The organism is Streptomyces sp. NPDC017940, assembly GCF_044328435.1.
Taxonomy (GTDB): domain Bacteria; phylum Actinomycetota; class Actinomycetes; order Streptomycetales; family Streptomycetaceae; genus Streptomyces.
In genome coordinates, this window is record NZ_JBIRHJ010000004.1 from 153,098 (window position 1) to 176,697 (window position 23,600).

Consider the following 23,600-nt stretch of genomic DNA (forward strand, 5'->3'; position numbering starts at 1 on the left):
CGTACGTCAATCGCGGAGGGTGTCGTGCACGATCCGCCCGTCCACGACGGTGAGGACGACGGGCAGCTCCGGGATGTCGTGGGGGTCGGCGGCGAGCAGGTCCCCGTCGAGCACACAGAGGTCGGCGACCTTGCCCGGCTCCAGGGAGCCCTTCCAGTCGTCGGCGAAGTCCTGCCAGGCCGCCTCGACGGTGTACGTACGGATCGCCTCGGCGAGGCCGATGCGCTGCTCGGGGCCGCTGACCCGGCCGGCGGCCTTCGACTCGCGCAGCACCATGGTGGCGACGCCCTGACGCCAGTCCGGGTACGTGACAGGCGCGTCGGACCCGCTCGCGACCCGCACACCGGCGTCGACGGCGTCCCGGTAGGGCCACGCGTACGCGGCCCGTTCGGCACCCACGAACTCCTCCTCCATGTCCGCGACGGTCCACTTGATGGTGGGGTTCATGTTGACGCCGAGGCCGTGCGCGGCCAGCACCTCCATGCTGTGCGCGGTGAGGAAGTCGCCGTGGATGAGGTAGTGGCGGGCGTCGGGCCGGGGGTGCTCGGCGAGGGCCGCGGCGAAGGCGTCCGCGACGGTGTCGCAGGCCCGGTCGCCGGTGACGTGGACGCCCAGCTGGTACCCGGCGGCGTGGGCGTGCCGGATCATGGCGTCGATCTCGGCGATCCGCTCGGCGTCGGTCTCGCCGCCCACGCACAGGGAGCCGCAGCCGCCGCCGGAGTACGGCTCGTGCATCCAGGACGTCTTGTTGGGGACGATGCCGTCGGCGAAGATCTTGACCCCGAGGATCGCGAGGCGGCGCGGATCGGCGTCCCCGGGCTCGCCGGACCCGCCGGACCCGCTGAGCGCGGTGAGGGTGCGGGCGAACTCCTCGGCGGTGCTCGCCATGCCGGTGGGCAGGAGCAGGACGCCGAGGCGGGCGGTCAGTTCGCCGTCGGCGAGGAGCTGACGGTAGACGTCGAGGGTCTCCGCGCCGAGCGCGCCCCGCATGATGCCGTCGCCGCCGGGGCCGAGACCGGGCTCGGTGTAGCTGGTCACGCCGAGCCGGGCGAGCGCGGCGAGGTTCGCGCGGATCGCGTCGGTCCGCTCCTGTCGGCTGAGCGGCGGCAGCGCGTTCTGGATCAGGGCCTGGGCCCCTTCGTGGAGCAGCCCGGTCGGTTCGCCGGCTCCGTCCGCGACGATGGCTCCGCCGGGCGGCGCGACCGTGTGCCGGTCGATCCCGATGAGTTCCAGTGCCTTGGAGTTGACCCAGGTGGCGTGCCCGGAGAAGGAGTACAGGACGACGGGGTGGTCCGGGCTCACGGCGTCGAGGTCGTGCCGGGAGGGCTGCCGCGCGGGGTCGGCGACGCACTCGTCGAGGTATCCGGTGTCCCAGCCGTGACCGGTGATCCACTGCCCGCCCGGCACCCGCCCGACGGCCTCACGTACGGATGCGGCCACGTCCGCGAGCGAGGAGACGGCGGGATGGCTCAGGTCGAGGGAGAGGGGCGGCGTCGACATGCCGAAGGCGCACCCGTGCAGATGGGAGTCGTTGATGCCGGGGAGCAGCGTCCCCCCTCGCAGGTCGACGACGCGGGTGTCGGGGCCGATGAACGGGGCGACGTCCTCCCGCCCGCCCACGGCGGCGATGAACCCGCCGGTCACCGCCAGGGCCGAGGCGACGGAGAACTCCGCGTCGACCGTGACCACTCGCCCACCGACAAACACCAGATCCGCATACGTGTTCACACAAGGTCCTCTCACCTGCCGGGCGCCCGAGGCGACCCGCGAACGATCTCCCGAGGACTATGGCCGCGGCCGGGTCCCGCGCACATCGGTCATTCCACCGATACGGGCTCCTCCGCCGCCCTCCGGGGAGTTCACCGACGCGAGCGCCGAGCGGCGCGGGGTCACGGACGATGGACAGTCGCGGACGCCGGGCGGTCGCAGACGATGGACGGCCGAGGACGCCGGGTGGTCGCGGACGCTTGGCGGGCCGTCCAGGTTGTACGCGTTCCGCCTGATTGACCCGACCGCCCCGTGTGCGCTTGCATCCCCGCTGGACCCGGCAGCGGGCCGGGTCGACAGGGTTTCGGGAGGACGACATGACGAGAGCCGGCAGACAGCGGGGACGCGGCGGAGCGATCCGGTCGGCGGGCGGGGGCGTCCTCGCCCTCTTACTCTCGGCCGCGGCCCTGCCCGCGGCCGCGGCTACCCCGGCCGACACGCCGGCGACGCAGTACCGGACCGCACGCGCGCCGGAGTACCGGACCGCACTCGCCCCGGAGTACCGGCGCCCGGGCACCGGAGCCACCCGGCTGATCAGTGTCGCCGCCGACGGCGGCCCGGCGGACGGCTCGTCCGGGAACCCCGTCATCAGCGCCGACGGCCGTGTGGTCGCGTTCACCTCGGACGCCACCAACCTCGTCCCTGGCGACACCAACGGCCGGGCCGACGTGTTCGTACGTGATCTGCGCAAGGGCGGGCTCCAGCGCGTCGAGGACCCGCTGGGCCCGATTCACTCACCGGTGCTCAGCGCAGGGGGCCGCCACCTCGCCTACACGGCGCAGGACGGTGACACGAGCGCCGTCGTCGTCCAGGACCTGGGCACCGGGCGGACCGAGCGTGCCGACGTCGACCTGCCCATCGGGTACGAGAACGGCGGCTCGCCCGCGATCTCCGCGGACGGCCGCACCGTCGCCTTCCTCGTCCACGACACCGACCCGGCCACCGTCGGGGCGCAGGCCGTCTACCTGCGCGACCTGCGTGCCGGGCGCACCGAGCTGGTGAGCTTCCCCGTGGGCCCCGACGAGGGCCACCGCGGCTTCCGCGCCCCGTCGCTGAGCGGCGACGGCAGCAAGGTCGCCTACCAGCACGTGCACGGCACCCCGCCCCGCGGTGACTGGTCCGACCTGTACGTCCACGACCGTGCCACCGGCGGCGAGACCCAGGCCGACACCACGCACGACGGCACCCCGGCGAACGGTCCCGCCACCGGCCCGCTGCTCAGCTTCGACGGCTCCACCCTCGCCTTCGACTCCCCCGCCTCCGACCTGGTGCCCGGCAAGGACCCCAACGGCAGCCACAACCCGTTCGTACGCGATCTGCGCACCGGTGAGGTCACCCGGATCGACGCGGTCCTGCCGGGCCCCGAGGGCGTCCTGTCCGTGGACGGTGTCTCCGCCGACGGCTCGAAGCTGCTGCTCGACACCTGGCCGGTCCACACCACCGAGGACGCCGAGTACCTGCGTGACCTGCGGACCGGCGCCGACGTCCTGGTGTCACCGGACAAGGACGGCAAGCCGGCGAACGCCGTGGACGCGAGGATGGACGCCCGCGCGCGGACCGTCGTCTTCGGTGGCCACGACAGCGACGGGTTCGTCACGGACGACACCAACGGCGTCCAGGACGTGTTCGTCCGTACGGTGCGCCACGGGGCGCGGGCGACACCTCTCCCCCGCCCCTGATTGAACGTCACATGCCGTGTGCAGGAACCTGATTCGCGGGTAACGGCACGAACAGCGGTCCACTTCGAGGCCGTCACCGTTCGGAACGCGATGGTGCGTTCCAGGGGAGGGAGATGTTCACCTTGCGTGGAACCAAACTGCTGGCCGCGATGACCGTTGTCGGTGTCTCGGGTGCGCTCCTGGCAGGTTGCGGAGACGACGGGAAGGACTCGGACGGCTCGAAGAAGCCCTTCTCCGGGGAGAGCGCCGACCAGATCGCCGACAAGGCCGTGGCGGCCACGAAGAAGGCCGAGTCCCTGCACGTCAAGGGCGATACGCGGCAGCCCGACGGCAAGTCCCTCACCCTCGACCTCTCCGTCGACAAGCAGAAGAACTGCGACGGCACCCTTCGGATCCAGGGCACGCGGGCCGACGTGCGGCACATCGGTGACACGCTCTACCTGCGCGGCGACGAGCAGTACTGGAAGGCTTCGCTCAAGGGGCAGCCGGGTGCCGCGAAGGCGATCCCGAAGTTGCGGGACAAGTGGGCGAAGATGCCCGCCGACGACGCTGTCACCAAGGGGTTGTGCGACAAGCAGAGCCTGGTCGCGTCGATGGACGAGGACAAGTCCGCACGCAAGGGCATGAAGAAGGGCGGCACGACGACGGTGGACGGCCAGGAGGCCATCAAGCTCACGAAGAAGGCGTCGTCCGGCGAGACGCAGACGCTGTACGTGGCCACCGAGGGCGAGCCGTACATCCTGCGCACCACGACAGAGGGCGGGAAGCGTCCCAGCACCGCCACCTTCGGCGACTACGGCAAGGACGTACGCCCGGAGCAGCCCGCGGCGGGCGACACCGTCGACCCGCGGCAGCTCGCGAAGTCGTGAGCGCCGTACGTCGTGAGCGCGCCGACTCCTGAGCTCGCGGCATCGAATGAAACGTCATTAAGTGCCGCAAAAGGGGCACCGTCCCCGCGGGTGGCGAGATGGGCACGGAGCCGGAAGTACAAGAACGGGTGGGTCTACCGGTTCCGGCAGCGGGTGGGAATCCTGGAGGTGCGGCCCCGGTCGGGGCCGCACCTTAAGGAAGGAGTCCCGCCGTGGACGGCTGGTACGTGGACGACCGCTGCACCAACTGCGATGTCGCCCGGCAGTTCGCACCCGAGCTGATCGTCGAGTCCCGGGGGAAGTCCCGGGTCCTGCGCCCGCCCCGTGACGAGGAGGAGACACGGCGCTTGCACGCGGCCGTCTTCGCCTGCCCCACACGCTCGATCCGGCCGACGACGGGGCGGACGGACCCGGGACGCGACCCCTTCCCGATGCCCCTGGACGACACCGTACTGATCTGCGGGCACAACTCACCGCACACTGCGGGAGCCAACGCCTATCTGCTGCTGCGGCCCTCCGGCACGGCCATGATGATCGACACCCCGCGCTGGAGCCGTGCCCTCGCCGCGCGGTACGAGGCATCCGGCCGTGTCACCGACGTACTGCTCACCCACCGCGACCACGCCGCGCACGGCCGCCGCTACGCGGACCACTTCGGCGCCCGGCTGTGGATCCACGAGGGCGACCTGGACGCGGCACCGGACGCCGACCGGGTCATCCGGGGCATCGAACCCGTGGAGATCGACGCGGGAGTCACCGCCCACCCGCTGCCCGGCCACACCCGAGGCAGTGTGCTCTACCTCGCGGACGACCGGTACTGCTTCAGCGGCGACAGCTTCTACTGGTCCCGCACCACCGCCGACCTCGCAGTCGCGGAGAGCGTCACCTGGTACTCCATCGAGGAGCTCGCCACCTCCCTGGCAAGGACCGCCGACCGGCTGCGCTTCGCATGGGTCCTGCCGGGCCACGGTGACCGCCGCCACCTCCCCGCCGACGAGATGTCCCACCGCCTGCGGGCCCTGTCCGAGCGCACCCGCCTGCTCCGCCCCCAGCCGATCGACTTCACGGCACTCCGCTGGTGATCCTCGGGGGCCGGGCCCCCGACGGATAATTCACGTGCCTCGTGAGGCAGGGCGCGTTACTGTCACCCCATGAACGTCACCGGCCCAGGCCTCACCGCGACCGCGCGAGCGACCAGCTCGCCGGTTGCCGCCGTCTGACCTTCCCTTCCCACCGGCGACCGGAAACGGCCCGTCGGTGCTTCCGTGGCGTTCCTGTCCTTCGCTTCGGTGTGATGGCCGGCGCGGTTCCGTTGTCCGGTGCCTCCCTCGCTGTGACGCAAAGGAGCCACCCCCATGCACACGGAACAGATCGTCCGCACGTTCGTAGAGTACTTCGAGGAGCGGGGACACCACCGGATCACCGGCTCGAGCCTGCTGCCGCCGCCCGGCGACCCGGTCCTGTTCACCACCTCCGGCATGCATCCGCTCACACCGTACTTGGAGGGGCGCCCGCATCCCCTGGGCAGGCGCCTGGTCAATGTGCAGCGCTGCCTGCGCACCACCGACCTGGACGAGGTCGGTGACGACACCCATCTGACGGTGTTCGAGATGCTCGGCACCTGGTCGCTCGGGGACTACGAGGGCCCTCAGAGCCTCGACTGGGGGTACCGGCTGCTCACCGAGGGGCTCGGGGTGGATCCGGGGCTGCTGCATGCCACCGTGTACGGCGGTGACGACAGGACGGGGCCCGATGACGCCTCGCTTCGGGTGTGGCAGGACCTCGGGGTGCCCGTCGAGCTGACCGAGGGCGAGAACTGGTGGTCCAACGGGCCGGTCGGCCCGTGCGGCCCCGACTCGGAGATCTTTTTCTGGAGCGGGGACACACCGCCCCGGTCGACACCCACCCGCGACGACCGCTGGGTGGAGGTGTGGAACCACGTGATGATGCGCCACCGGCGGCTCGACGACGGCTCCCTCGTGCCGCTGCCGCAGCGCAACATCGACACCGGCCTCGGCCTCGAGCGCCTCGCCGCCCTGCTCCAGGGCAAGTCGTCCGTGTTCGAGTGCGACGTCTTCGCCCCCTGGCGCCGCCTCGTACCGGCCCTGTGGCCACTGGACGAGCCCTCGCTCCGCCTGGCCCAGGACCACCTGCGTTCGGCCGTCGTGATCCTCGGCGACGGGGTGCGCCCGGCCCACACCGGAAGGGGGTACGTACTGCGCCGCCTCGTACGACGCGTCCTGACCGTACTGTGGCGCGACGACCCCTCGCGTGAACTCGGCGACCTGCCCGAGGAGTTGGTCCTGCACACCCTGGACCACTTCCGGCAGGACATGGATCCCGGTGACGTGCGCCGGCAGTTGGCCGAGGAGGAGCGGCGTTTCCGTCGGCTGCTGGAGCGCGGTCGGCAGGTACTCGCCCGGCCGCGGTTCCAGAAGCCGCTGCGCGACGAGGACTTCCACTACCTCCACGACACCCACGGCCTGCCGCGCGAGCTCGTCACGAGCCTGCGGCAGGAACAGCAGGAACGGCAGGACCGGTGAACACGCCCCGCGCGCCGCACCCGCGTCCAGGTGTACGGGATGATCACGCCATGAATCAGATCGTCTTGATGTCGGACCCCGAAGTCGCCGCCATACCCGTCGTGGAGTGCGGCGAAGGGCTCGTGGACGTCCGCCGCGGCGGCTCGTTGCTGGTCGACACGCGTGAGCAGGATGCGGCGGGCGTCTTCGCGTACCTCCGGGAGGGTGTGCTGAACCGGCTGCTCCATGCCCAGACGCTCCTCCCGCCGGGAGTGCGGCTGCTGTTCGTGGAGGGGTACCGGCCGCCCGCACTCCAGCGGGAGTACTTCGAGGAGTACGCCGACCAGTTGCGCGCCGCCCACCCCGAGTGGACCCACCAGCAGATCCACTCGGCCACGAGCCGCTATGTGTCACCGCCCGACATCGCCCCGCACAGCGCGGGCGCGGCCGTCGACCTCACGCTGGCCGACGCCGAAGGGCGCGAGCTGGACCTCGGCACACCGATGAACGCGGACCCGGAGGAGAGCGCGGGCGCCTGCTACACCGACGCCCCCGGCATCAGCGAGGAGGCCCGCAGGCACCGGAAGCTGCTCGGCTCCGTGCTGACGGCCGCGGGTCTGGTGAACTATCCGACGGAGTGGTGGCACTGGTCCTTCGGGGACCGCTACTGGGCTCTGCTCAGCGGTCACGCCAAGGCCCTCTACGGCCCCACGGACGTCAGTCCGGTACGGGCGCGGCCGTCAGATAGCGGGTGAGCATGGCGACGAGTTCGTCCTCGAGACGGCGGGCGTCGACGGGGCGCGGCGCGGCGACGAGCTGATGGACGAGCTGCTCCGTGGACACGACCAGGCGGGCGGCGGTGTCGATGTCGGTGACGTGGACCTCCGGATGCCGTGCGAGCAGGTCCCGGGTGAAGTCGACCTGTTCCTGCTCGCTCCTGGCCATCCTCTCCAGGAGTTCGGGGGCGCGTGGCGTCTGTTCCGCCATGACCTGGAGGAGCTTCGGGTCGTCGAGGTGATTGTCGATCACGGCCCGCACGAAGGCGCGCAGGACGGCTTCGAGGGATGCGGGCTGTTCGCCGTCCTGGCGCTCCTTGAGCGAGATCGCTCCGGCGTCGAGGTGCCGGGTCACGAGATCGAGAAGGATCGCGTCCTTGTTCGGGTAGTACTGGTACAGCGATCCGATCGAGACCCGCGCCCGCTCCGCGATGCGGTTTGTGGTCCCCGCGGCGTACCCGTGTTCGGCGAAAACGTGAGCAGCCGCGGCGAGGATGCGCTGCCGGGTGAGTTCCGCCCGTGCCTGTCGCGGCTGTTTACGTGCGCGGAGCGACCGCGGGTCCGCCGCCATTGGCACCTCCTGGAAGCGCTGCGAAAGCGAGTGGCGCAAGATACGAGTAATTGCTCACAATAGTGCCACGACCTGCGGGAAGGCAGAGCCCGATGGCTGCTGTCACGCGGTCGGGACCGCTCCCCCGCACGGACTTGCGGACTTACGGAACCGAGGAATCCTTGTGACGCATGCCAGTGCCCGCCCGAGGCGGCTCTCACCGGCCGAGGTCCGTGCGCGGCTCGGCGCGCCCGACGCCCTGGTCGAGGCCAAGATCCTCGACCGTATCGACGAGCACTTCCGCCGCTTCATCGCCCACTCGCCCTTCCTGACGCTGGCGACAGCGGACGACGCGGGCCGCGCCGACTGCTCGCCGCGCGGTGACTACCCGGGCTTCGTGAAGGTGCTCGACGAGCACACGCTCGCCCTGCCCGACCGGCCCGGCAACAAGCTCGCGGACTCCTTCCGCAACCTGGCGGAGAACGACGGCGTCGGGATGTGCTTCTTCATCCCCGGCATGCGGGAGACGCTGCGCGTCAACGGCAGCGCGTACGCAACCGACGAACCCGATGTCCTCGCCCGTATGCACACCGAGGGGCGAGAGGCCGAACTGGCGCTGGTCATCGAGGTGGCGGAGGCCTACTTCCACTGCGGTCGCGCGCTGGTCCGCTCCCGGCTGTGGGACCCCGCGAGCCAGGCACTGGCCGCCGAGATGCCCTCGGTCGGTGAGATGACCACCGCCCAGCTCGACCTGCCCATCGCCCCCGAGGTCCTCGACGCGGGCCTCGAAGAGGCCTATCAGACCCTGTACTGAGAAGGCTCAGGTGCATCAGCCATGCAGCACACCGTGATCGACCGCATCGAACACGTCGCCGATGGCGTCGTCTCGCTCGTCCTGCGCGGCACCACCGGGCCGCTGGCCCCCTGGGACCCGGGCGCCCACATCGACCTGTCCCTGCCGAACTGGCTCACCCGCTCGTACTCACTGTGCGGCGACCCCGCCGACGCGGAGCACTACCGCGTCGCGGTGCGGCACGACCCGCTCAGCCGGGGCGGTTCGGAGTACATCCACCACTACCTCCGCCCGGGCCGCGCCCTCGAGGTGTCGCTGCCCCGCAACCACTTTCCGCTGCTGCCCGCACCGCGGTACCTCTTCCTGGCGGGCGGCATCGGCGTCACTCCGCTGCTGCCGATGCTGTCCGCGGCCATTATGGCGGACATCCCCGCCACCCTGGTCCACGTGGGCCGGTCGGCGTCGGCCATGCCGTTCGCCGAGGAGCTGCGCGCACGCCACGGCGACCGGGTGCGGCTCGTCGCCACCGACAAGGACGGCAGACCGGACCTGACCGCCCTGGCCTGCGACCTGGCGCCGGGCACCCTGGTCTACTGCTGCGGCCCGGCCCCGATGATCGCCGCCGCGCGGGCCGCCTTCCCTGCCGGGCAGCTGCACACGGAACGCTTCCGCCCGGCCGCCCGGGTCTTCCCCGCCAACACGCCGTTCGACGCGGTGTGCGCACGCTCGGGACGAACCGTCCCCGTCCCCGCCGACCAGTCCCTCCTGGACGCCCTGAACCGCGCCGGACTCCCGGTGCCCGCGGGCTGCCGCGAGGGTGTCTGCGGGAGTTGTGAACTCACCGTGCTCTCCGGCAGCCCGGAACACCGGGACGACATCGGCGCCCCCGAGGGCCGCGTCTACGCGTGCGTGTCGCGCGCGCTCACCCCGGAACTGGTCGTCGACCTCTGACCGGCTCCCGCCGGGCTGTGGTGCGCGTGCGGCCGGAGCCACCTCCCGTGGCGGGCCGGGCGCGGGGGCTCGTGCCTAGGCGGACGAGCCGCAGTACTCGGCGTTCAGGAGGGCCGTCATCGAACCGCCGTCCCAGTCCCCGTTGTAGTTGAAGGAGAACTGGTGGCGGCCGTCCGCGGTGCTGGTGGCCAGGGAGAGCCACCCCACCATCCCGCCGCCGTGCCCCCACACCGTCGTGCCGCAGCTCGTCCTGAAGCGCTGGAGGCCGAGCCCGTAGAACGTGTTCGGCCTCTGGGGGCTGCTGACGGTGGTCTTCATCGCCTTGAGCTGCTTGGGCGAGAGCAGCTTTCCGCGCAGCAGCGCGCTGTAGAACCGGTTCAGGTCATGGGCGCTGGAGATGATGTCGCCGTCGGCCCAGCCCTGCGAGCCGTTCATCTCGGTGATGTCGTCGATCCGGTCCGGCTGCGCGGGGAACAGCTTGGCGTAGCCGCGGCTGCTCGGCTGCGGCAGTCGGATGCTGTTGCCGGGCTGGGAAGTGGCCTTCAGGCCCAGCGGCTTGATAATGCGGTCGCGCACCTCCGCCTCGTACGTCCTGCCCCCCACCTTCTCGACGATCAGTCCGGCGAGTACGTAGTTGGTGTTGGAGTAGTCGTGGTCGGCACCGGGTTCGAACAGCGGCTTGTGGGAGAGCGCCACCTTGACGTGCTTGCGCGGCGGCAGGGTGTCGTAGCGGTGCTTGAGGTAGCCGTCGCCTTCCATGTACGTGGCCCAGTACTTCTCGTCGGCCAGGTAGTCGAAGAGGCCGCTGGTGTGGTTGAGCAGCTGCCGTACGGTGATCTTGCTGCCGTCGTTGCCGTTGCCCCGTACCAGGCCCGGCAGATGGCGTTCCACGGTGTCGTCGAGGCCGAGTCTGCCCTCGTCCTCCATCTGGAGCAGAACGGTCGACACGAACGTCTTGGTGATGCTGCCGACGCGAAACCTGTCGTCCTTGCCGCGCGGCTCACCCGTCTTGAGGTTGCCCTTCCCCGACGCCGACTTCCAGACGCCCTCGGCGTCCCGGGCCGCGGCCGTGACACCGGGCGTGCCCGACTTGACGGCCGCGTCCATGGCCCGTTGCGTCGCGCGGTGCCCGTCCCTCGCGGTGGCGGTGTCCGGCTCCGCCCGGGCGGGGCCCGCGAGGGCGGTCGCCGCCACCGCTGCCGCCGTTACACTCACGACGGCGGCCCTGGATCTCATGCGTAACGTCATTCCCTGCTCCTCGCTGTCTGCACATCGGGGTACCGACTAGCAGGACCGCGAACAGGCGCGGCGTGGTTGAGCAGAGCCCCGGACTTCTCGTCGGGGCGCTCGCCGGCACCGGGTCAGGACGCCTGCGGGTACCAGCGCAGCTCCACGGTGTTTCCGTCCGGGGCCTGCACGTAGAGGGAGATGGCGGTGCCCCGCGCACCGAAGCGCTCGCCGGGGCGGATCTCCAGCAGACGCGCTACGTCCTCGCTGTGGCGGAGACGGCGAGCTTCACCCGCGCCGCCGAACGGTGCCACGTCGTGCAGTCCGCCCTCAGCCACCAAGTTGCCCGTCTGGAGAAGGAACTGGGCGCCCGGCTCTTCGAGCGGACCAGCCGCCGGATGCGGCTGACCGCCGCCGGTGAGGCCTTTCTGCCCGCCGCCCGCCAGTCCTTGGAGGCAGCAGAGCGGGCCCGCGCGGAGGTGGCCGCGGCCACCGGGGAGGTACGGGGCAGGCTGACCGTCGGATCGATCCCCACCGTGACGGCCGTCGACCTGCCGGCCGTACTGCGGGACTACCGCCTGAGCCACCCCCAGGTGCGGATCAGCCTGCGGGCGGGATCCAGCGAGCGGCTCGTCGAGCAGGTGCGTGACGGTCGACTGGACGCGGCCGCCGAGGGCAGCGCCGCCCGCGCGCAGTCGGACCGGGCGTTCGCGGCGGGCGGGCTGCGGCGCGAGGTCGCCTTCGAGGTGTCCGGTGTCGAGCTCATAGCCCGGATGGTCCGCAGCGGCCTGTGCGTGGCCCTGCTGCCCGGGAGGTTCGCCGCCGCGCTGCACGGCGTGCGCCGTGTTCCGGTCACCGACGGGCCCGTACGGGTGGAGCGCGTCGTCTGGAGCCGGTTCCCGCCGTCGCCCGCGGCCTCGGCCTTCCTCGGGCTGCTCGGCCTGTGACGCGGCCCGGGTTCCCGCCGACTGCCGCGAGGGCGGACACGTCCGCGGCATGACCCGGTATGCCCCCATTTGCGCCGATCAGTGGTGAGTGATCCACTGATGGTGTACGCCGGGTTGCGGCCGCCGAGCCCTCCGTCTTGAGCCCCTTGTCCGAGCTCGCGGGCGCACGCCGCCCGGCCGGCTAGGAGGCGCTGACCCATGCCGGAGTTCGACCGCGGGCCTACGGCCCAGTTCGCCGACCTGCTGACGCAGGTGCCCGATCCTCCCGTCAAGGACGCCTTCTGGTTCGACTGGGGGCCGATCTTCTATCGCGGTCGCCTCGACGGCTCGGCCCGCGTGCTCGTCGTGGCCTCCGACCCCGGCCCCACCGAGCGGATCGCCGGGCGCAGCCTCGTCGGCAACGCCGGCCAGCGCGTCCAGGGGTTCCTCACCAAGCTCGGCCTGAGCCGCTCCTACGTATGCCTCAACGCCTGGGCCTACGCCGTCCACCCGAGCCAGGCCTTCGCCATGAAGGAGCGCCTCGACGACCCGGAGCAGAAGCGGTGGCGCAACGCCGTCTTCGACCGGGCCACGGACCCCACCCTCCAGGCCGTCGTCGCCATGGGGTTCATGGCGCGGGAGGCGGTCCGGCTGTGGGCCGAACGCCCGCAGGTGCCGCTCGTCGAGGTCCCCCATCCCTCCAGCCACGACCCGGCGGCCCTCCTCGACGCCTGGCGCGACGCGGTCACCGAGCTGCGGGAGGTGGTGACCCCGGACGAGGACGGCGACAACACAGGGCCGAATTACGGCACCGAGTTCCTGGAGTCCGACTACAGCGCGGTCCCCCGCTGTGATCTGCCGTTCGGCGCGCCGGAGTTCCTTGGCGACGACGCCTGGGTGCGGGCGACGGCGGGCGGGCCGCAGAACTCCGTCAGCCGCCCGTCGCCCGACGACAAGCACACGCTGCTGTGGAAGGCGCCGAGCTGATGGCCCTCGTCCTGCGGGGCACGGTGGTCACCTGCGACGACGACCACCGGATATTGGACCCCGGAGACGTGTACGTGGGTGACGACGGCCGCGTGACCGCGGTGCGCGCGACGGGGCAGGCTCCCCCCGCGGGGTTCTCCCGGGCCCGGCTGCTCGACACCGGCGGGCTGATACTCCCGGGCCTGATCGACCTGCACAACCACCTCCTCTACAACACGCTCCCGCTGTGGGAAGCCGTCGGCGTCCCCTACCAGCACCACGACCGCTGGGTCGGCGAGAGGCGCCCCCCGGACTACTCGACGTCCGTCACCTGGCCCGCCAAGGTGCTGGGCCAGGCCGCGCCCGAGGCGCTCCTCAAGTATGTCGAGGTCAAGGCCCTGATCGGCGGGACCACAGCCATACAGGGCGCCCCGCTCTCGACGCGTTCCGTCGACGGCTGGCTCCTGCGGATCATCGACAACGAGAAGCTGCCCGCAGGCGCCGACATGGTGATGACGGCGGCTCTCCAGCTCGACGCCGAGGTGCTGCGCGAGGAGCGGGCGCCCAAGCTCGACGGCACCCGGCTGCTGATCTACCACGTCGCGGAGGGCAGGGTCGGTACGATCGTCCACCGCGAGTTCGAGGACCTCGAACCATGTCTGAAGCCGGGCCTGATCGGCGTGCACGCCACCGCGCTGACCGCGGCCGACTTCACGAAGTGGCAGAGCGCGGTGGCCGCGATCAACCCCGCGGAGAGGGCGACCGTCGTGTGGTCGCCGTTCTCCAACTACTGGCTGTACCACGACACGACGAACGTGGTCGAGGCGGACAAGAAGGGGCTGCGCATCGCGCTCGGCTCCGACTGGTCGCCGTCGGGCACCAAGAACGTGCTCGGCGAGCTGAAGGTCGCCGACGCCGTCAACCGCCACGAGCTCGACGGGCGCTTCAGCGACCGCGAGCTGTGCGACATGGTCACCGCGAACCCCGGGGACGCCCTGGCGACCGCCTGGGGCCCGCACGTGGGCCGCCTCCAGCGCGGCAGCGCCGCTGACCTGCTGGTGCTCGAACACCACGACCCGGCGCAGGACGCCTACCGCAACCTGATCGACGCCACCGAACGCCACATACGTCTGGTGCTGGTGCGCGGCAGGCCGTTCTACGGCACGCCGTCCCTGATGGAGGCAGCGGGGGCGACGGACACCGACACGCTCACGGTCGCCGGGAGCAGGCGCCGCGTGGCGGTGCGCGAACCGGGCAGGACCGACGCCCGGCTCGACTGGCCCGGCGTCAAGCGGGCGTTGGAGCAGGTCCGCGCCGACCCGGTGGCCGCCTGGCGCTCCTCGCAGGACGCGCTCGCGGACTGGGGCGGCCCGCTCGACGACCCCGAGGCGCCGCTCGCGCTGTTCGGCGACATGCCCGAAGGCGACACGGGCGCGTTCGCGGCGGCCGGCGAGGTCCCCCTGGACCTGGTCGTCCCGCGCATGGACCCGCTCACCCACGACGCCGCCTTCTTCGCCGCGGTGGCCCGCGCGGGCGTGCCGCAGCTCCAGCACCTCGCGGACTACTACCGATGAGCCGTGGACGGTCGCCGACGAGCCGGGAGCCATTGCCGACGAGCCGTGAGCCCGCGCCGACGAGCCGTGAGCCCGCGCCGACGAAGCCGGACGGCGACCGATGAGCCCGACCGTCGCGATCGGTGAGCCCGCCCGCACCCTGCCGGATTCGACCGGGCTCCAGGAGTTCATGGAGCGGGTCGAGGCCGACCCGCTGCCGCTCGCCGCCCGCTACCAGCTGGTGGCCGCCGCCCGTGTGCTGCTGGAGGAGCTGTACGTCCACCTCCCGCTCAAGCGGGCCATGCACGCCACCGAACCCGTCCAGCGCCTGCGCCTCCTGGAGCGCCGTCTCCAGCCCTTCAGCGAGTTGCAGTTCCACGCCGAGCTGACGGATGTCTTCCGGGGCCTGCGCGACCTGCACACCGGCTATCAGCTGCCCGATCCGTACCGGGGACAGGTGGCGACGCTAGGGTTCCTCATCGAGCGGTACGCGGACCCCGACGGGACGCCGCACCACATCGTCTCCAAGGTCGACCGCTCGCTCGTGCACGCGGGCTTCGACGTCGGAGCCGAACTCACCGCCTGGAACGGGGTGCCCATCGAGCGGGCCGTCGAGCGCAACGCCGCCGCCCAGGCGGGCTCCAACCTCGACGCGCGCCTGGCCCGCGGCCTGGAGTCGCTGACGCTGCGCCCGCTGCGTACGGGACCGCCGCCGGACGAGTACCAGGTGCTCCTGGCCTACCGCTCCCCCGGCGGCCGCCGCCGCGAGACCCGCGTCCCGTGGCGCGTGCGTGCCGCCGAACAGTACGCGGGGCGCGCGCAGGACCCCGTACCCACGCTGGCGACCAGCCTCGGCATCGACGTGGGCAGCGAGGTCCGACGGCAGGTGAAGCGCACGCTCTTCGCGCCGCCCCGGGCACGGCGTTCCGCCGCGCGGGCGCTCGGCAGCGTCGTCAGCCACCGGACGCTGCGGATCCGTGGCCGCTCGTACGGGTACCTGCGCGTCTTCTCGTTCAACGTCGCGGGCGCCCGGTCGTTCGCCGAGCAGGTGGCCCGGATCGTCGCGAGGGGACCGGCGGACGGCCTCATCGTGGACATCCGCGGCAACCCCGGCGGGCACGTCCCCGCCGCGGAGTCCGCCTTGCAGGTCCTGAGCCCGCACCCCGTAGCCCCGGTGAGCTTCTCCCTGCCCACGACGCGCGCCGCGCTCGCCCTCGCGCGTTCGAACCCCGCCTTCCGCGTCTGGACGAACTCGATCCGAGCCGCCGTGGAGACCGGCGAGGTGTACTCGCAGGCCTTTCCCCTCACCGACCCCGAGGCCATCACCGCCGGGCTGCCGCGCTATACGGGTCCGAAGGTCCTCGTCACCGACGCGCTGTCCTACTCGGCCGCCGACATCTTCGCCGCCGGTTTCCAGGACAACGGCCTCGGGCCCGTCCTCGGCACCGCCCGGCGCACCGGCGCCGGCGGTGCCAACGTGTGGACTCACGAGCTGCTGCGCGTGTGGCTGCCCGAGCTGCTCGGCGAACTGCCGCGCGGCGCCGGGTTCCGCGTCGCACTGCGGCGGGCCACCCGGGCACGCGGCAACGTCGACGTTCCCCTGGAGGACCTCGGCGTCCAGGCGGACGAGCTGCACCACTTGACCCGGCGGGACGTCACCGGCCAGAACCGGGACCTCCTGGCCGCGGCCGCCGCGCTGCTCGCCTGACCGGGGGCCCGGCGGCCTGGGAGTCGGACCGGGTCGGCACACCACCGGGCGGCGGACCCGCACCGGGAGTAGTGCGCGGGCACCAGGGCGGACGCGTGGCTGGTCCGGGCGCACCAGGGGTGGACGGCGGTGCGGAACGATGCCCGGCGGCGCCTCGGAAGGGAGTGTGGGAGGCCGCGATCCCCGACGAGGAAAAGGACGTCCATGGCTGTGGTTTCCCCTGCCCGCATCGGGAGGCTGTCGATCGGTGCCCTGGGCGTCCTGGCACTCGCCCTCGGCACCTTGCAGTCAGTGGTGGAGCCCGCGCTCCCCCAGCTGCAACGTGAGTTGGGTGTCGGTCCTGCGGAAGGAGCGTTGATCGGCAACACGTTGCTCGTCACCGGCGCGGTCGTCGCACCCGTCGCCGGCAGACTCGGCGACCGCTACGGCGGAAAGCGGGTCCTCGTCCTGCTGATGGCGGTGGTCTCGGCCGGTGGTCTGCTGGCCGGTGTGGCGCCCAACCTGCCGGTGCTGCTGCTCGGTCAGGTGTTGCAGGGCGTCATGGTGGGTGCGCTGCCCCTCTCCTTCATCCTGGTGCGCAAGCACCTGCCCGCACGGGCGTCACGGGTGGCGATCGGCCTGGTCATGGCGCTGTTCACGGGCGGCGGCATGGTGGGGACGCTCAGTGCGGGGCCGCTCGCGGAAGGGCTGTCCTGGCACTGGATGTTCCTCCTGCCGACGCTCGTGATCGTCGTGGCGACCCTGTTCGTGGCGCGGCTGATGCCGCACGATCCGCCGGTTCGTTCGGACCACGGGGTCGACTGGCCCGGCGTGGTGCTGCTGAGCGGGACGTTGCTCGTGTTCATGCTCGGGCTCGTACGGGTGACGGGCGCGGGCCTCTCGCCTCTCGGGGCCGGTGCCGTCGCGCTGGTCGTGGCCGCCCTCGCGGCCGGGTGGGTCGCCGTCGAGCGCGGGGCGGCCGCACCCATGGTCGATCTGCGCATGCTGGCGAAGCCCGCGATGTGGCACGCGTGCGTACTCACGTTGGTCATCACCACCACTTTCGGGATGGTGTCCTTTCTGCTCCCGCAGCTGTTCGCGCTGTCCGCCGACGGGTACGGCTTCGGGCTGGGCACTACGGACATCGGCCTGTTCCTGCTGCCCGGCGCCATCGCGGGGGCGGTGGGCGATGCGGTGGGCGGGGTCGTGGCGCGGCGTGCCGGTCTGCGTGCCGTGCTCGCCGCGGGCGCCGTCCTCACGGCGGTCACGATGGCCGCCCTCGCGTCACTGCACGCCTCCGCGTGGCAGCTCGTGGTCGCCAAGGTGCTGACGGCCGGCGCCGCGGGCGTCGCCTCCACGGCGTTGCTCACCCGCACCGCGAACGCCGTCGACACCGAGGACACCGGCATCGCGACCGGTCTGCTCGTGGTGACGCGGGTGATCGGTGTCGCCCTCGGCGTCCAGGTCGGCGGGTCGATCCTCGACGCCGGGGCCGACTCGACGACGGGCCTGCCGACCGCATCGGCCTTCGCCACCGGCTTCGCCGTAGCCGGCGCCGTCGCCGCGCTGTCACTGCTCATCGTCCGTGTCACGAAGAACGAAGGAGCCCAGGCATGACCACGCCCCACGGCCTCACGACGCAGGTGCGTACGCACGCGAAGCGCACGGTGCTGATCTCCGGGGCGAGCATCTCCGGACCCGCCCTCGCGTACTGGCTGCGACGGTCCGGCTTCGCGGTCACCGTGGTCGAGAAGGCAGGCGCACCGCGCGCCGGTGGCTACCCGATCGACATCCGCGGCACGGCGACGGAAGTGGTCCGGCGCATGGGCATACTGCCGCGACTGCGGGACGCCCACATCGGCTCGCGCCGCTGCACGTTCCTCGACGCCGACGGTGGCACGATCGCCTCGCTCGACCCACGCGTCGTCGACGGCGGTGTCGCGGGGCAGGACCTCGAGGTGCGTCGTGGGGATCTGGCCGCGCTCCTCCACGCCGAGGTCCGCGACGACGTGGAGTTCCTGTTCGACGACTCCATCGACACCCTCGATCAGTACGAGCGGGGGGTCGACGTCACCTTCCGCAGTGGGCGGCAGCGTACGTTCGACCTGGTGGTCGGCGCCGACGGAGTGCACTCGTCCACCCGGGAGTCCCTGTTCGGCCCCGAAGGGCAGTTCCACCGCTACCTCGGTTACTGCTTCGCCGTCTTCACCGTGCCGAACACCTTCGGGCTCTCCCACGAGCTGATGCTGTGGAACTCCCCGGGGAGGGCCGCGGCCCTCTACGCCGTCGGGGACGCCGCCGACCTGCACGCCTTCCTGAACTTCCACCGTCCGGAACCGCCGTCGGACGCCCTCCGGGACCCCGGTGCCCAACGGGACCTGGTGGGCGCTGCCTTCGCGGGCGCGGGCTGGGAGGTCCCCGGCATGGTCGACGCCCTGCGCGGCGCGGACGACCTGTTCTTCGACACGGCCGGTCAGATCCGCATGCCCCGCTGGACGAGGGGGCGCGTCGCGCTCGTCGGTGACGCCGCGTACGCGCCCTCGTTCCTCACCGGGCAGGGTACGAGCCTCGCGCTGGCCGGTGCCTACGTGCTCGCCAACTCCCTGGCCACGCACCGGGACCACACCGCGGCGTTCGCCGCCTACGAACGCGACCTCCGCGCGTTCGTCGCCATGAACCAGGCCCTGGTCGACAGCGGTGCGGCCACGCTCTTCCCCACCACGGCGCGCGCCCTGGAACAGCGCGACACCCGGCTGCGCGGCCTCCGCACCCTGCCCTCGGCGCCGGCCCGACCGGCTCACTCGGCCCTGGTGCTGCCCCCGTTCGCCCCGGCGCTGTGACCCGGTGCGGCACCGAGAGACCTACGGGGGGACGAAACGCCCGACCGGGCTACGCAAGGGGGTGGGGTCCGCTGTCCGGGTCTGCCTGGGCCAGGCCCGTGCGGTAGGCGATGACGACGAGTTGCGCCCGGTCGCGGGCCTCCAGCTTCGTCATGGCACGCTGCACGTGGGCGCGGACGGTGAAGGGGCTGAGGAACATCCGCTCGGCGATCTCCTGGTTGGACAGGCCGGTCGCCACCAGCGCCACCATCTCGCGTTCGCGCGGGGTGAGCACGGCGAGCCGTTCGGCGTGGTGCGCCGGGGGCCCGTCCGGTGTGGCGAGGAAACGGGCGACCAGGGAGCGGGTCGCGGCCGGGGACAGGAGGGTGTCGCCGTCGGCGATCGTCCGCACGGCGGCCAGCAGGTCCTCGGCCCCGATGCCCTTGCCGACGAAGCCGCCGGCTCCCGCGCGCAACGCCTGCGCGACGTACTCGTCGGTCTCGTACGTGGTGAGGATCAGGATGCGGCTGCCCCGCAGAGCCGGGTCCGCGCAGATCTCCGACGTGGCGGTGAGACCGTCCACCTCGGGCATGCGAATGTCCATGACCACCACGTCCGGGCGCAGTTGGCGGGTGAGTCGCACCGCCTCCCTGCCGTCGGCTGCCTCGCCGACCACGGTGATGTCGTCGGCGGAGTCGAGCAGCAGCCGGAAGGCACCGCGCAGCAGGGCCTGGTCGTCGGCGAGCAGCACTCGGAGCGTCACGGCGTGTCCCCTGCCTCTTCGTCGGCCTTCCGTCCGTCACCTGGCGCTCCGGCAGCCCCCCGCGTCGCGTCCTTGGCGGGCGGGAGGGGCAGTTCGGCGGTCACGAGGAAGCCGCCCTCCGGGCGCCTGCCCGCTTCGAGGTGCCCCCCGACCGCGGTGGCACGCTCCCGCATCCCGATCAGACCGTAGCCGGGCGGACGTTCCGGCAGGGTGGAGGCGAGCGGTCCCGTGGCCGCACGCCCTCCCGTGGCCGTGGTCGACGCCGTACGGGGGCTCCTCCCGTCGTCGGCGACGGTGATGGTCACGCGGTCGCGGTGCCAGGCCAGGCGCACCCGGGCGCCGGTGGTTCCCGCGTGCTTGGTCACGTTGGTCAGGGCTTCCTGGATGATGCGGTAGGCGGTGAGGTCCAGTCCCGGTGGCAGCGGTCTGGCGGTGCCTTCCTGGTGCACCGACACCGCGAGGCCTGCGCGGCGGAAGGACTCGAGGAGCGTGGGGAGCCCGGAGAGGCCGGGCGCCGGTTCCGCGGGCCCGGGCGCGTCCCCGGTCTGACGCAACAGGCCGACCGTGGCCCGCAGTTCGTCGAGCGCGTTGCCGGTGGTCTCCACCAGCTCCCGCAGGCTCTTGCGGGTCTGCTCGGGGCGGGTGTCGAAGAGGTGGGCCGCGACTGTGGCCTGCGCGTTGGCGAGGGTGATCTGGTGGGCCACGAGGTCGTGCAGCTCCCGGGCGATGCGCACCCGTTCCTCCGCCACTCTCCGGCGCGCCTCGCTCTCCCTGCTCTTCTCGGCGCGCCGGGCGCGCTCCTCCACGGCCGCAAGGTAGGCCCGCCGGTTGTGCACCGCGCGCCCGAGTACGCCGGCCACCAGCGGGAACACCGCCACCGCTCCCACTCTGCTCGCGTCCTTCCACGACAGGTCACCGAACAGAGGGGTGGCAGCGGCGAACAGCCCCACGGCGGTGAGCGCCACCGGGGTCGCAGCGCGCCGTTCGGTGCGCGCGGCGAGCGCGTACGAGTAGGCGGTGATCACGGCGGGGGCCACGATGAGCGGGCTCAGCAGGAGGCCCAGATGCGGCACCAGCACGCCGCTCGCGGTGGTGACGGCCATGGCGAGCAGCGGCGCCCGGTGCCGCAGCGGCAGCACGGCACAGGACACCACGGCGATGAAGTAGGCGGCGGCGGACGGTGGTGACAGTGAGCTGTCGTCGTCCCGGAGCACACCGCCGAGCAGACAGAGCGCGAACGCCGTCGCCGTGGTCGCGCCCTCCCGCCACCACCTGCCGCGTGGTAGCGGGCCACCGCCGCCGCTCCTGTGCGTCATGACCGGCTCAGTACCGCTGTCCGTGGCGGCCTACGGGGTGCCGGGGCGCCGCCGCGTCCGGCGCGGCCGCGGGCGCCGGTACGTACCGGCCCAGCTTCTCGCCCTCGATGTCCACGTCCGGCAGCACACGGGTCAGGATACGGGGCAGCCACCAGGCCCGGTGGCCGAGCAGCGCCAGGACGGCGGGCACGATGGCCATCCTCACCACGAAGGCGTCGAAGGCGACGGCGGCGGCCAGGCCGACGCCCATCGCCTGGATGGTCGGGTTGCTCATGCCGATGAAGCCCGCGAAGACGCTGATCATGATGATCGCCGCCGCGGCCACCACCCGTCCGCTGTGCCGGAAACCGCTCAGGATCGCCTCGCCGGGGGACGCGCCGTGGACGTAGGCCTCCCGCATCCGGGTGAGGAGGAAGACCTCGTAGTCCATGGCGAGCCCGAACACTATGCCGATGACGAGGATCGGCATCAGCGACATGACGGGGCCGGTCTGCTCGATGCCGAACAGGTCCGCCGCCCAGCCCCACTGGAAGACGGCGACGAGGACGCCGAAGGCGGCGCCCACCGACAGCAGGAAGCCGAGCGCGGCCTTGACGGGGACCAGGATCGAGCGGAACACCACCGTCAGGAGGAGCACCGCGAGGCCGATGACGACGGTCAGATAGGGGAGGAGGGCGTCGGACATGGCTTCGGAGATGTCGATGTTCATCGCGGTGGTGCCGGTCACGAGGACACCGGCGCCCGTGTCCGCCTCGACGTCGGAGACCGCGCCCCGGATCGCCTGCACCAGGTCCTTCGTCTCCCCGCTGTTCGGCGCGGTCTTCGGTACGGCGGTCAGGACGGCGGTGTCCTCGGACTTGCTGAGCACCGGCTCACCGACCGACGCGACGCCGTCCACTCCTCGTACGGTCTTGGCGACGAGGTCCGTGGTGGCCCGGGTGGCGTCGGCGGACTTCGATGTGTCCACGACCACGGTGAGCGGGCCGTTGAAGCCGGGGCCGAAGCCCTCCGACAGCAGGTCGTAGGCGCGGCGCTGGGTGGTCTCCACCGACTTGGACTCGTCTCCGGGGAGCCCGAGTTCGAGGCTCAGTGCCGGCAGGGCGAGGGCGCCGAGGCCGAGGCCCGCGGTCAGCAGCACGGCCACCGGGCGGCGCAGCACGAACCGTGCCCAGCGGGTGCCGAGCCCTTCGCGACCGGACCCGGCGGGCTCCGGATGTGGGCGTTCGGCTCCGGCGCGGGCGCCCTTGCGGACGGCGCGGGACAGTACCTTGTGGCCGGAGAACCCGAACAGTGCGGGGGTCAGGGTCAGCGCGACGAGTACGGCGAGGGCCACGGCGCCCGCGCCGCCCAGGCCCATCTTGGTGAGTTCGGGGATTCCGACGACTCCCAGGCCGACCAGGGCGATGAAGACGGTCGCCCCGGCGAAGACGACGGCGGACCCGGCCGTGCCCACCGCCCGGCCCGCGGCCTCTTCCGGGTCACGGCCCCGGGCTCGCTCGTCGCGGTAGCGGGAGGTGATGAAGAGCGCGTAGTCGATGCCGACCGCGAGGCCCAGCATCAGCGCGAGGATGGCGACGGTGGACGTCAGGCCGAGCGGTACGGCGAGCGCGGAGACCAGGCCGAAGGCGATGGCCACGCCCACGAAGGCGGTCAGGAGTGACAGGCCGGCCGCGACCAGTGAGCCGAGGGCGACGACGAGGACCACCGCCGCGACCGCCACGCCGATGAGCTCCGTGGTGCCGCCGGGTGACTCCTCCGCGTCCAGGGCCGAGCCGCCGATCTCCACGGTCAGCCCCGCCTCCCTGGCCTGGCCCGCGGCGCGCTCCAGGGCGCTCTTCGTCGACCCGTCCAGGTCGACGGCGTCCGCGGTGTAGGTGATCGTGGAGTAGGCGATGGTGCCGTCCTTGCTGACGGCGCCTGTCTCGTAGGGGTCGGTCGTCGCGGAGACCTGCTCGCCTCCGTCCAGCGAACCGAGCGTGTCCCTGACGGCCGCCTTGTTCTCCCTGGCCGTCACCCGCTGCCCGTCCGGGGCCCGGAACACCAGACGGGCCTCGGCTCCCTGGGAGTTGCTCTCGGGGAAGCGTTCGTCCAGCAGGTCGAAGGCCTTCTGCGATTCGGTGCCGGGCATGGAGATGTCCTCTTCCTCCCCGGCGGGCGCGAGGGCCGCTGCGGCGATGGCGAGGACAACGCCACCCAGCCACAGAGCACCCACGAGCCGGCGCCGTCGGAAGGCCCATCGTCCGATCCGATAAAGAAACGTCGCCATCCGTAGATCACTCCAGACACCGTCAGGTCAAGGGAAACGCGCGGGATCCGCACGCCTCCAACCCTTCCTTCCGGCACCCCACCGGGCATCGTCCCCCGCCCCCGTCTTCACCTCGTGCACCGGGACCAGCCGTTGGCGTGCCCTGGTGCGTACGCACTACGGGTCCGCCA

19 protein-coding genes and 1 pseudogene are annotated in these 23,600 nt (G+C 72.1%); 13 read left to right on the forward strand and 7 right to left on the reverse strand.

What is annotated here, in order from left to right:
* Positions 1–6: 6 nt before the first annotated feature.
* The gene (locus ACH4DX_RS15230) at positions 7–1,728 is read right to left on the reverse strand and encodes an amidohydrolase (RefSeq protein WP_398155395.1); all 1,722 of its coding nucleotides are present in this window, start codon (positions 1,726–1,728) and stop codon (positions 7–9) included.
* A 356-nt stretch (positions 1,729–2,084) separates the two neighbouring features.
* Here ACH4DX_RS15230 and ACH4DX_RS15235 point away from each other — a divergent pair, with 356 nt between their 5' ends.
* From ACH4DX_RS15235 to ACH4DX_RS15255, 5 genes are all read left to right on the forward strand, one after another.
* Positions 2,085–3,446 (forward strand): hypothetical protein, encoded by a 1,362-nt coding sequence (locus ACH4DX_RS15235; RefSeq protein ID WP_398155396.1) that lies wholly within the window; start codon positions 2,085–2,087, stop codon positions 3,444–3,446.
* Between the two features lie 122 nt (positions 3,447–3,568).
* The gene (locus ACH4DX_RS15240; RefSeq protein ID WP_398122582.1) at positions 3,569–4,315 is read left to right on the forward strand and encodes a hypothetical protein; all 747 of its coding nucleotides are present in this window, start codon (positions 3,569–3,571) and stop codon (positions 4,313–4,315) included.
* Positions 4,316–4,527: 212 nt separating this feature from the next.
* Positions 4,528–5,397 (forward strand): MBL fold metallo-hydrolase, encoded by an 870-nt coding sequence (locus ACH4DX_RS15245; RefSeq protein WP_398155397.1) that lies wholly within the window; start codon positions 4,528–4,530, stop codon positions 5,395–5,397.
* A 273-nt stretch (positions 5,398–5,670) separates the two neighbouring features.
* Positions 5,671–6,858 (forward strand): alanine--tRNA ligase-related protein, encoded by a 1,188-nt coding sequence (locus tag ACH4DX_RS15250; RefSeq protein WP_398155398.1) that lies wholly within the window; start codon positions 5,671–5,673, stop codon positions 6,856–6,858.
* Between the two features lie 50 nt (positions 6,859–6,908).
* Positions 6,909–7,592 (forward strand): M15 family metallopeptidase, encoded by a 684-nt coding sequence (locus ACH4DX_RS15255; RefSeq protein ID WP_398155399.1) that lies wholly within the window; start codon positions 6,909–6,911, stop codon positions 7,590–7,592.
* Here ACH4DX_RS15255 and ACH4DX_RS15260 read toward each other — a convergent pair.
* Together ACH4DX_RS15260 and ACH4DX_RS15265 are read right to left on the reverse strand one after the other, a co-directional pair.
* Complete coding sequence (locus ACH4DX_RS15260) at positions 7,555–8,184, reverse strand: TetR/AcrR family transcriptional regulator (RefSeq protein WP_398155400.1); 630 nt, start codon at positions 8,182–8,184, stop codon at positions 7,555–7,557. The genes ACH4DX_RS15255 and ACH4DX_RS15260 overlap by 38 nt on opposite strands.
* Positions 8,185–8,192: 8 nt before the next feature.
* Positions 8,193–8,384: pseudogene (locus ACH4DX_RS15265) on the reverse strand (hypothetical protein); the annotation flags it as partial.
* On the opposite strand from ACH4DX_RS15265, the gene ACH4DX_RS15270 reads away from it, so the two are divergent.
* Both ACH4DX_RS15270 and ACH4DX_RS15275 read left to right on the forward strand, forming a co-directional pair.
* The gene (locus tag ACH4DX_RS15270; RefSeq protein WP_398155401.1) at positions 8,348–8,977 is read left to right on the forward strand and encodes an MSMEG_1061 family FMN-dependent PPOX-type flavoprotein; all 630 of its coding nucleotides are present in this window, start codon (positions 8,348–8,350) and stop codon (positions 8,975–8,977) included. The pseudogene ACH4DX_RS15265 and the gene ACH4DX_RS15270 overlap by 37 nt on opposite strands.
* A 21-nt stretch (positions 8,978–8,998) precedes the next feature.
* A complete protein-coding gene (locus ACH4DX_RS15275) occupies positions 8,999–9,907 on the forward strand; it encodes a PDR/VanB family oxidoreductase (RefSeq protein ID WP_398155402.1) in 909 nt (302 codons plus the stop codon).
* 75 nt (positions 9,908–9,982) lie between these two features.
* Here ACH4DX_RS15275 and ACH4DX_RS15280 read toward each other — a convergent pair whose 3' ends face one another.
* A complete protein-coding gene (locus ACH4DX_RS15280) occupies positions 9,983–11,122 on the reverse strand; it encodes a serine hydrolase domain-containing protein (RefSeq protein WP_398155403.1) in 1,140 nt (379 codons plus the stop codon).
* Positions 11,123–11,319: 197 nt separating this feature from the next.
* Between ACH4DX_RS15280 and ACH4DX_RS15285 the strand changes: the two genes are divergently transcribed.
* From ACH4DX_RS15285 to ACH4DX_RS15310, 6 genes are all read left to right on the forward strand, one after another.
* Positions 11,320–12,081 (forward strand): LysR family transcriptional regulator, encoded by a 762-nt coding sequence (locus ACH4DX_RS15285; protein WP_398155806.1) that lies wholly within the window; start codon positions 11,320–11,322, stop codon positions 12,079–12,081.
* Between the two features lie 198 nt (positions 12,082–12,279).
* The gene (locus ACH4DX_RS15290; RefSeq protein ID WP_398155404.1) at positions 12,280–13,047 is read left to right on the forward strand and encodes a hypothetical protein; all 768 of its coding nucleotides are present in this window, start codon (positions 12,280–12,282) and stop codon (positions 13,045–13,047) included.
* A complete protein-coding gene (locus ACH4DX_RS15295) occupies positions 13,029–14,600 on the forward strand; it encodes an amidohydrolase family protein (RefSeq protein ID WP_398155405.1) in 1,572 nt (523 codons plus the stop codon). Before ACH4DX_RS15290 ends, ACH4DX_RS15295 begins: the two co-directional genes overlap by 19 nt.
* A gap of 100 nt (positions 14,601–14,700) precedes the next feature.
* Positions 14,701–16,287, forward strand: a complete 1,587-nt coding sequence (locus tag ACH4DX_RS15300; protein WP_398155406.1) for a S41 family peptidase — start codon at positions 14,701–14,703, stop codon at positions 16,285–16,287.
* Positions 16,288–16,491: 204 nt separating this feature from the next.
* Positions 16,492–17,883 (forward strand): MFS transporter, encoded by a 1,392-nt coding sequence (locus ACH4DX_RS15305; protein WP_398155407.1) that lies wholly within the window; start codon positions 16,492–16,494, stop codon positions 17,881–17,883.
* Complete coding sequence (locus tag ACH4DX_RS15310; protein ID WP_398155408.1) at positions 17,880–19,106, forward strand: FAD-dependent monooxygenase; 1,227 nt, start codon at positions 17,880–17,882, stop codon at positions 19,104–19,106. Before ACH4DX_RS15305 ends, ACH4DX_RS15310 begins: the two co-directional genes overlap by 4 nt.
* Before the next feature lie 49 nt (positions 19,107–19,155).
* Here the strand turns inward: ACH4DX_RS15310 and ACH4DX_RS15315 are convergent, their stop codons facing one another.
* The 3 genes from ACH4DX_RS15315 to ACH4DX_RS15325 are packed head-to-tail and all read right to left on the reverse strand — an operon-like array spanning position 19,156 to position 23,430.
* On the reverse strand, positions 19,156–19,848 hold the full coding sequence (locus ACH4DX_RS15315; protein ID WP_398155409.1) for a response regulator: 693 nt from the start codon (positions 19,846–19,848) through the stop codon (positions 19,156–19,158).
* Entirely contained in the window at positions 19,845–21,164 is a 1,320-nt protein-coding gene (locus ACH4DX_RS15320) for a sensor histidine kinase (RefSeq protein ID WP_398155410.1), read from the reverse strand. Before ACH4DX_RS15320 ends, ACH4DX_RS15315 begins: the two co-directional genes overlap by 4 nt.
* Before the next feature lie 7 nt (positions 21,165–21,171).
* Entirely contained in the window at positions 21,172–23,430 is a 2,259-nt protein-coding gene (locus ACH4DX_RS15325) for an MMPL family transporter (protein ID WP_398155411.1), read from the reverse strand.
* Positions 23,431–23,600 lie beyond the last annotated feature (170 nt).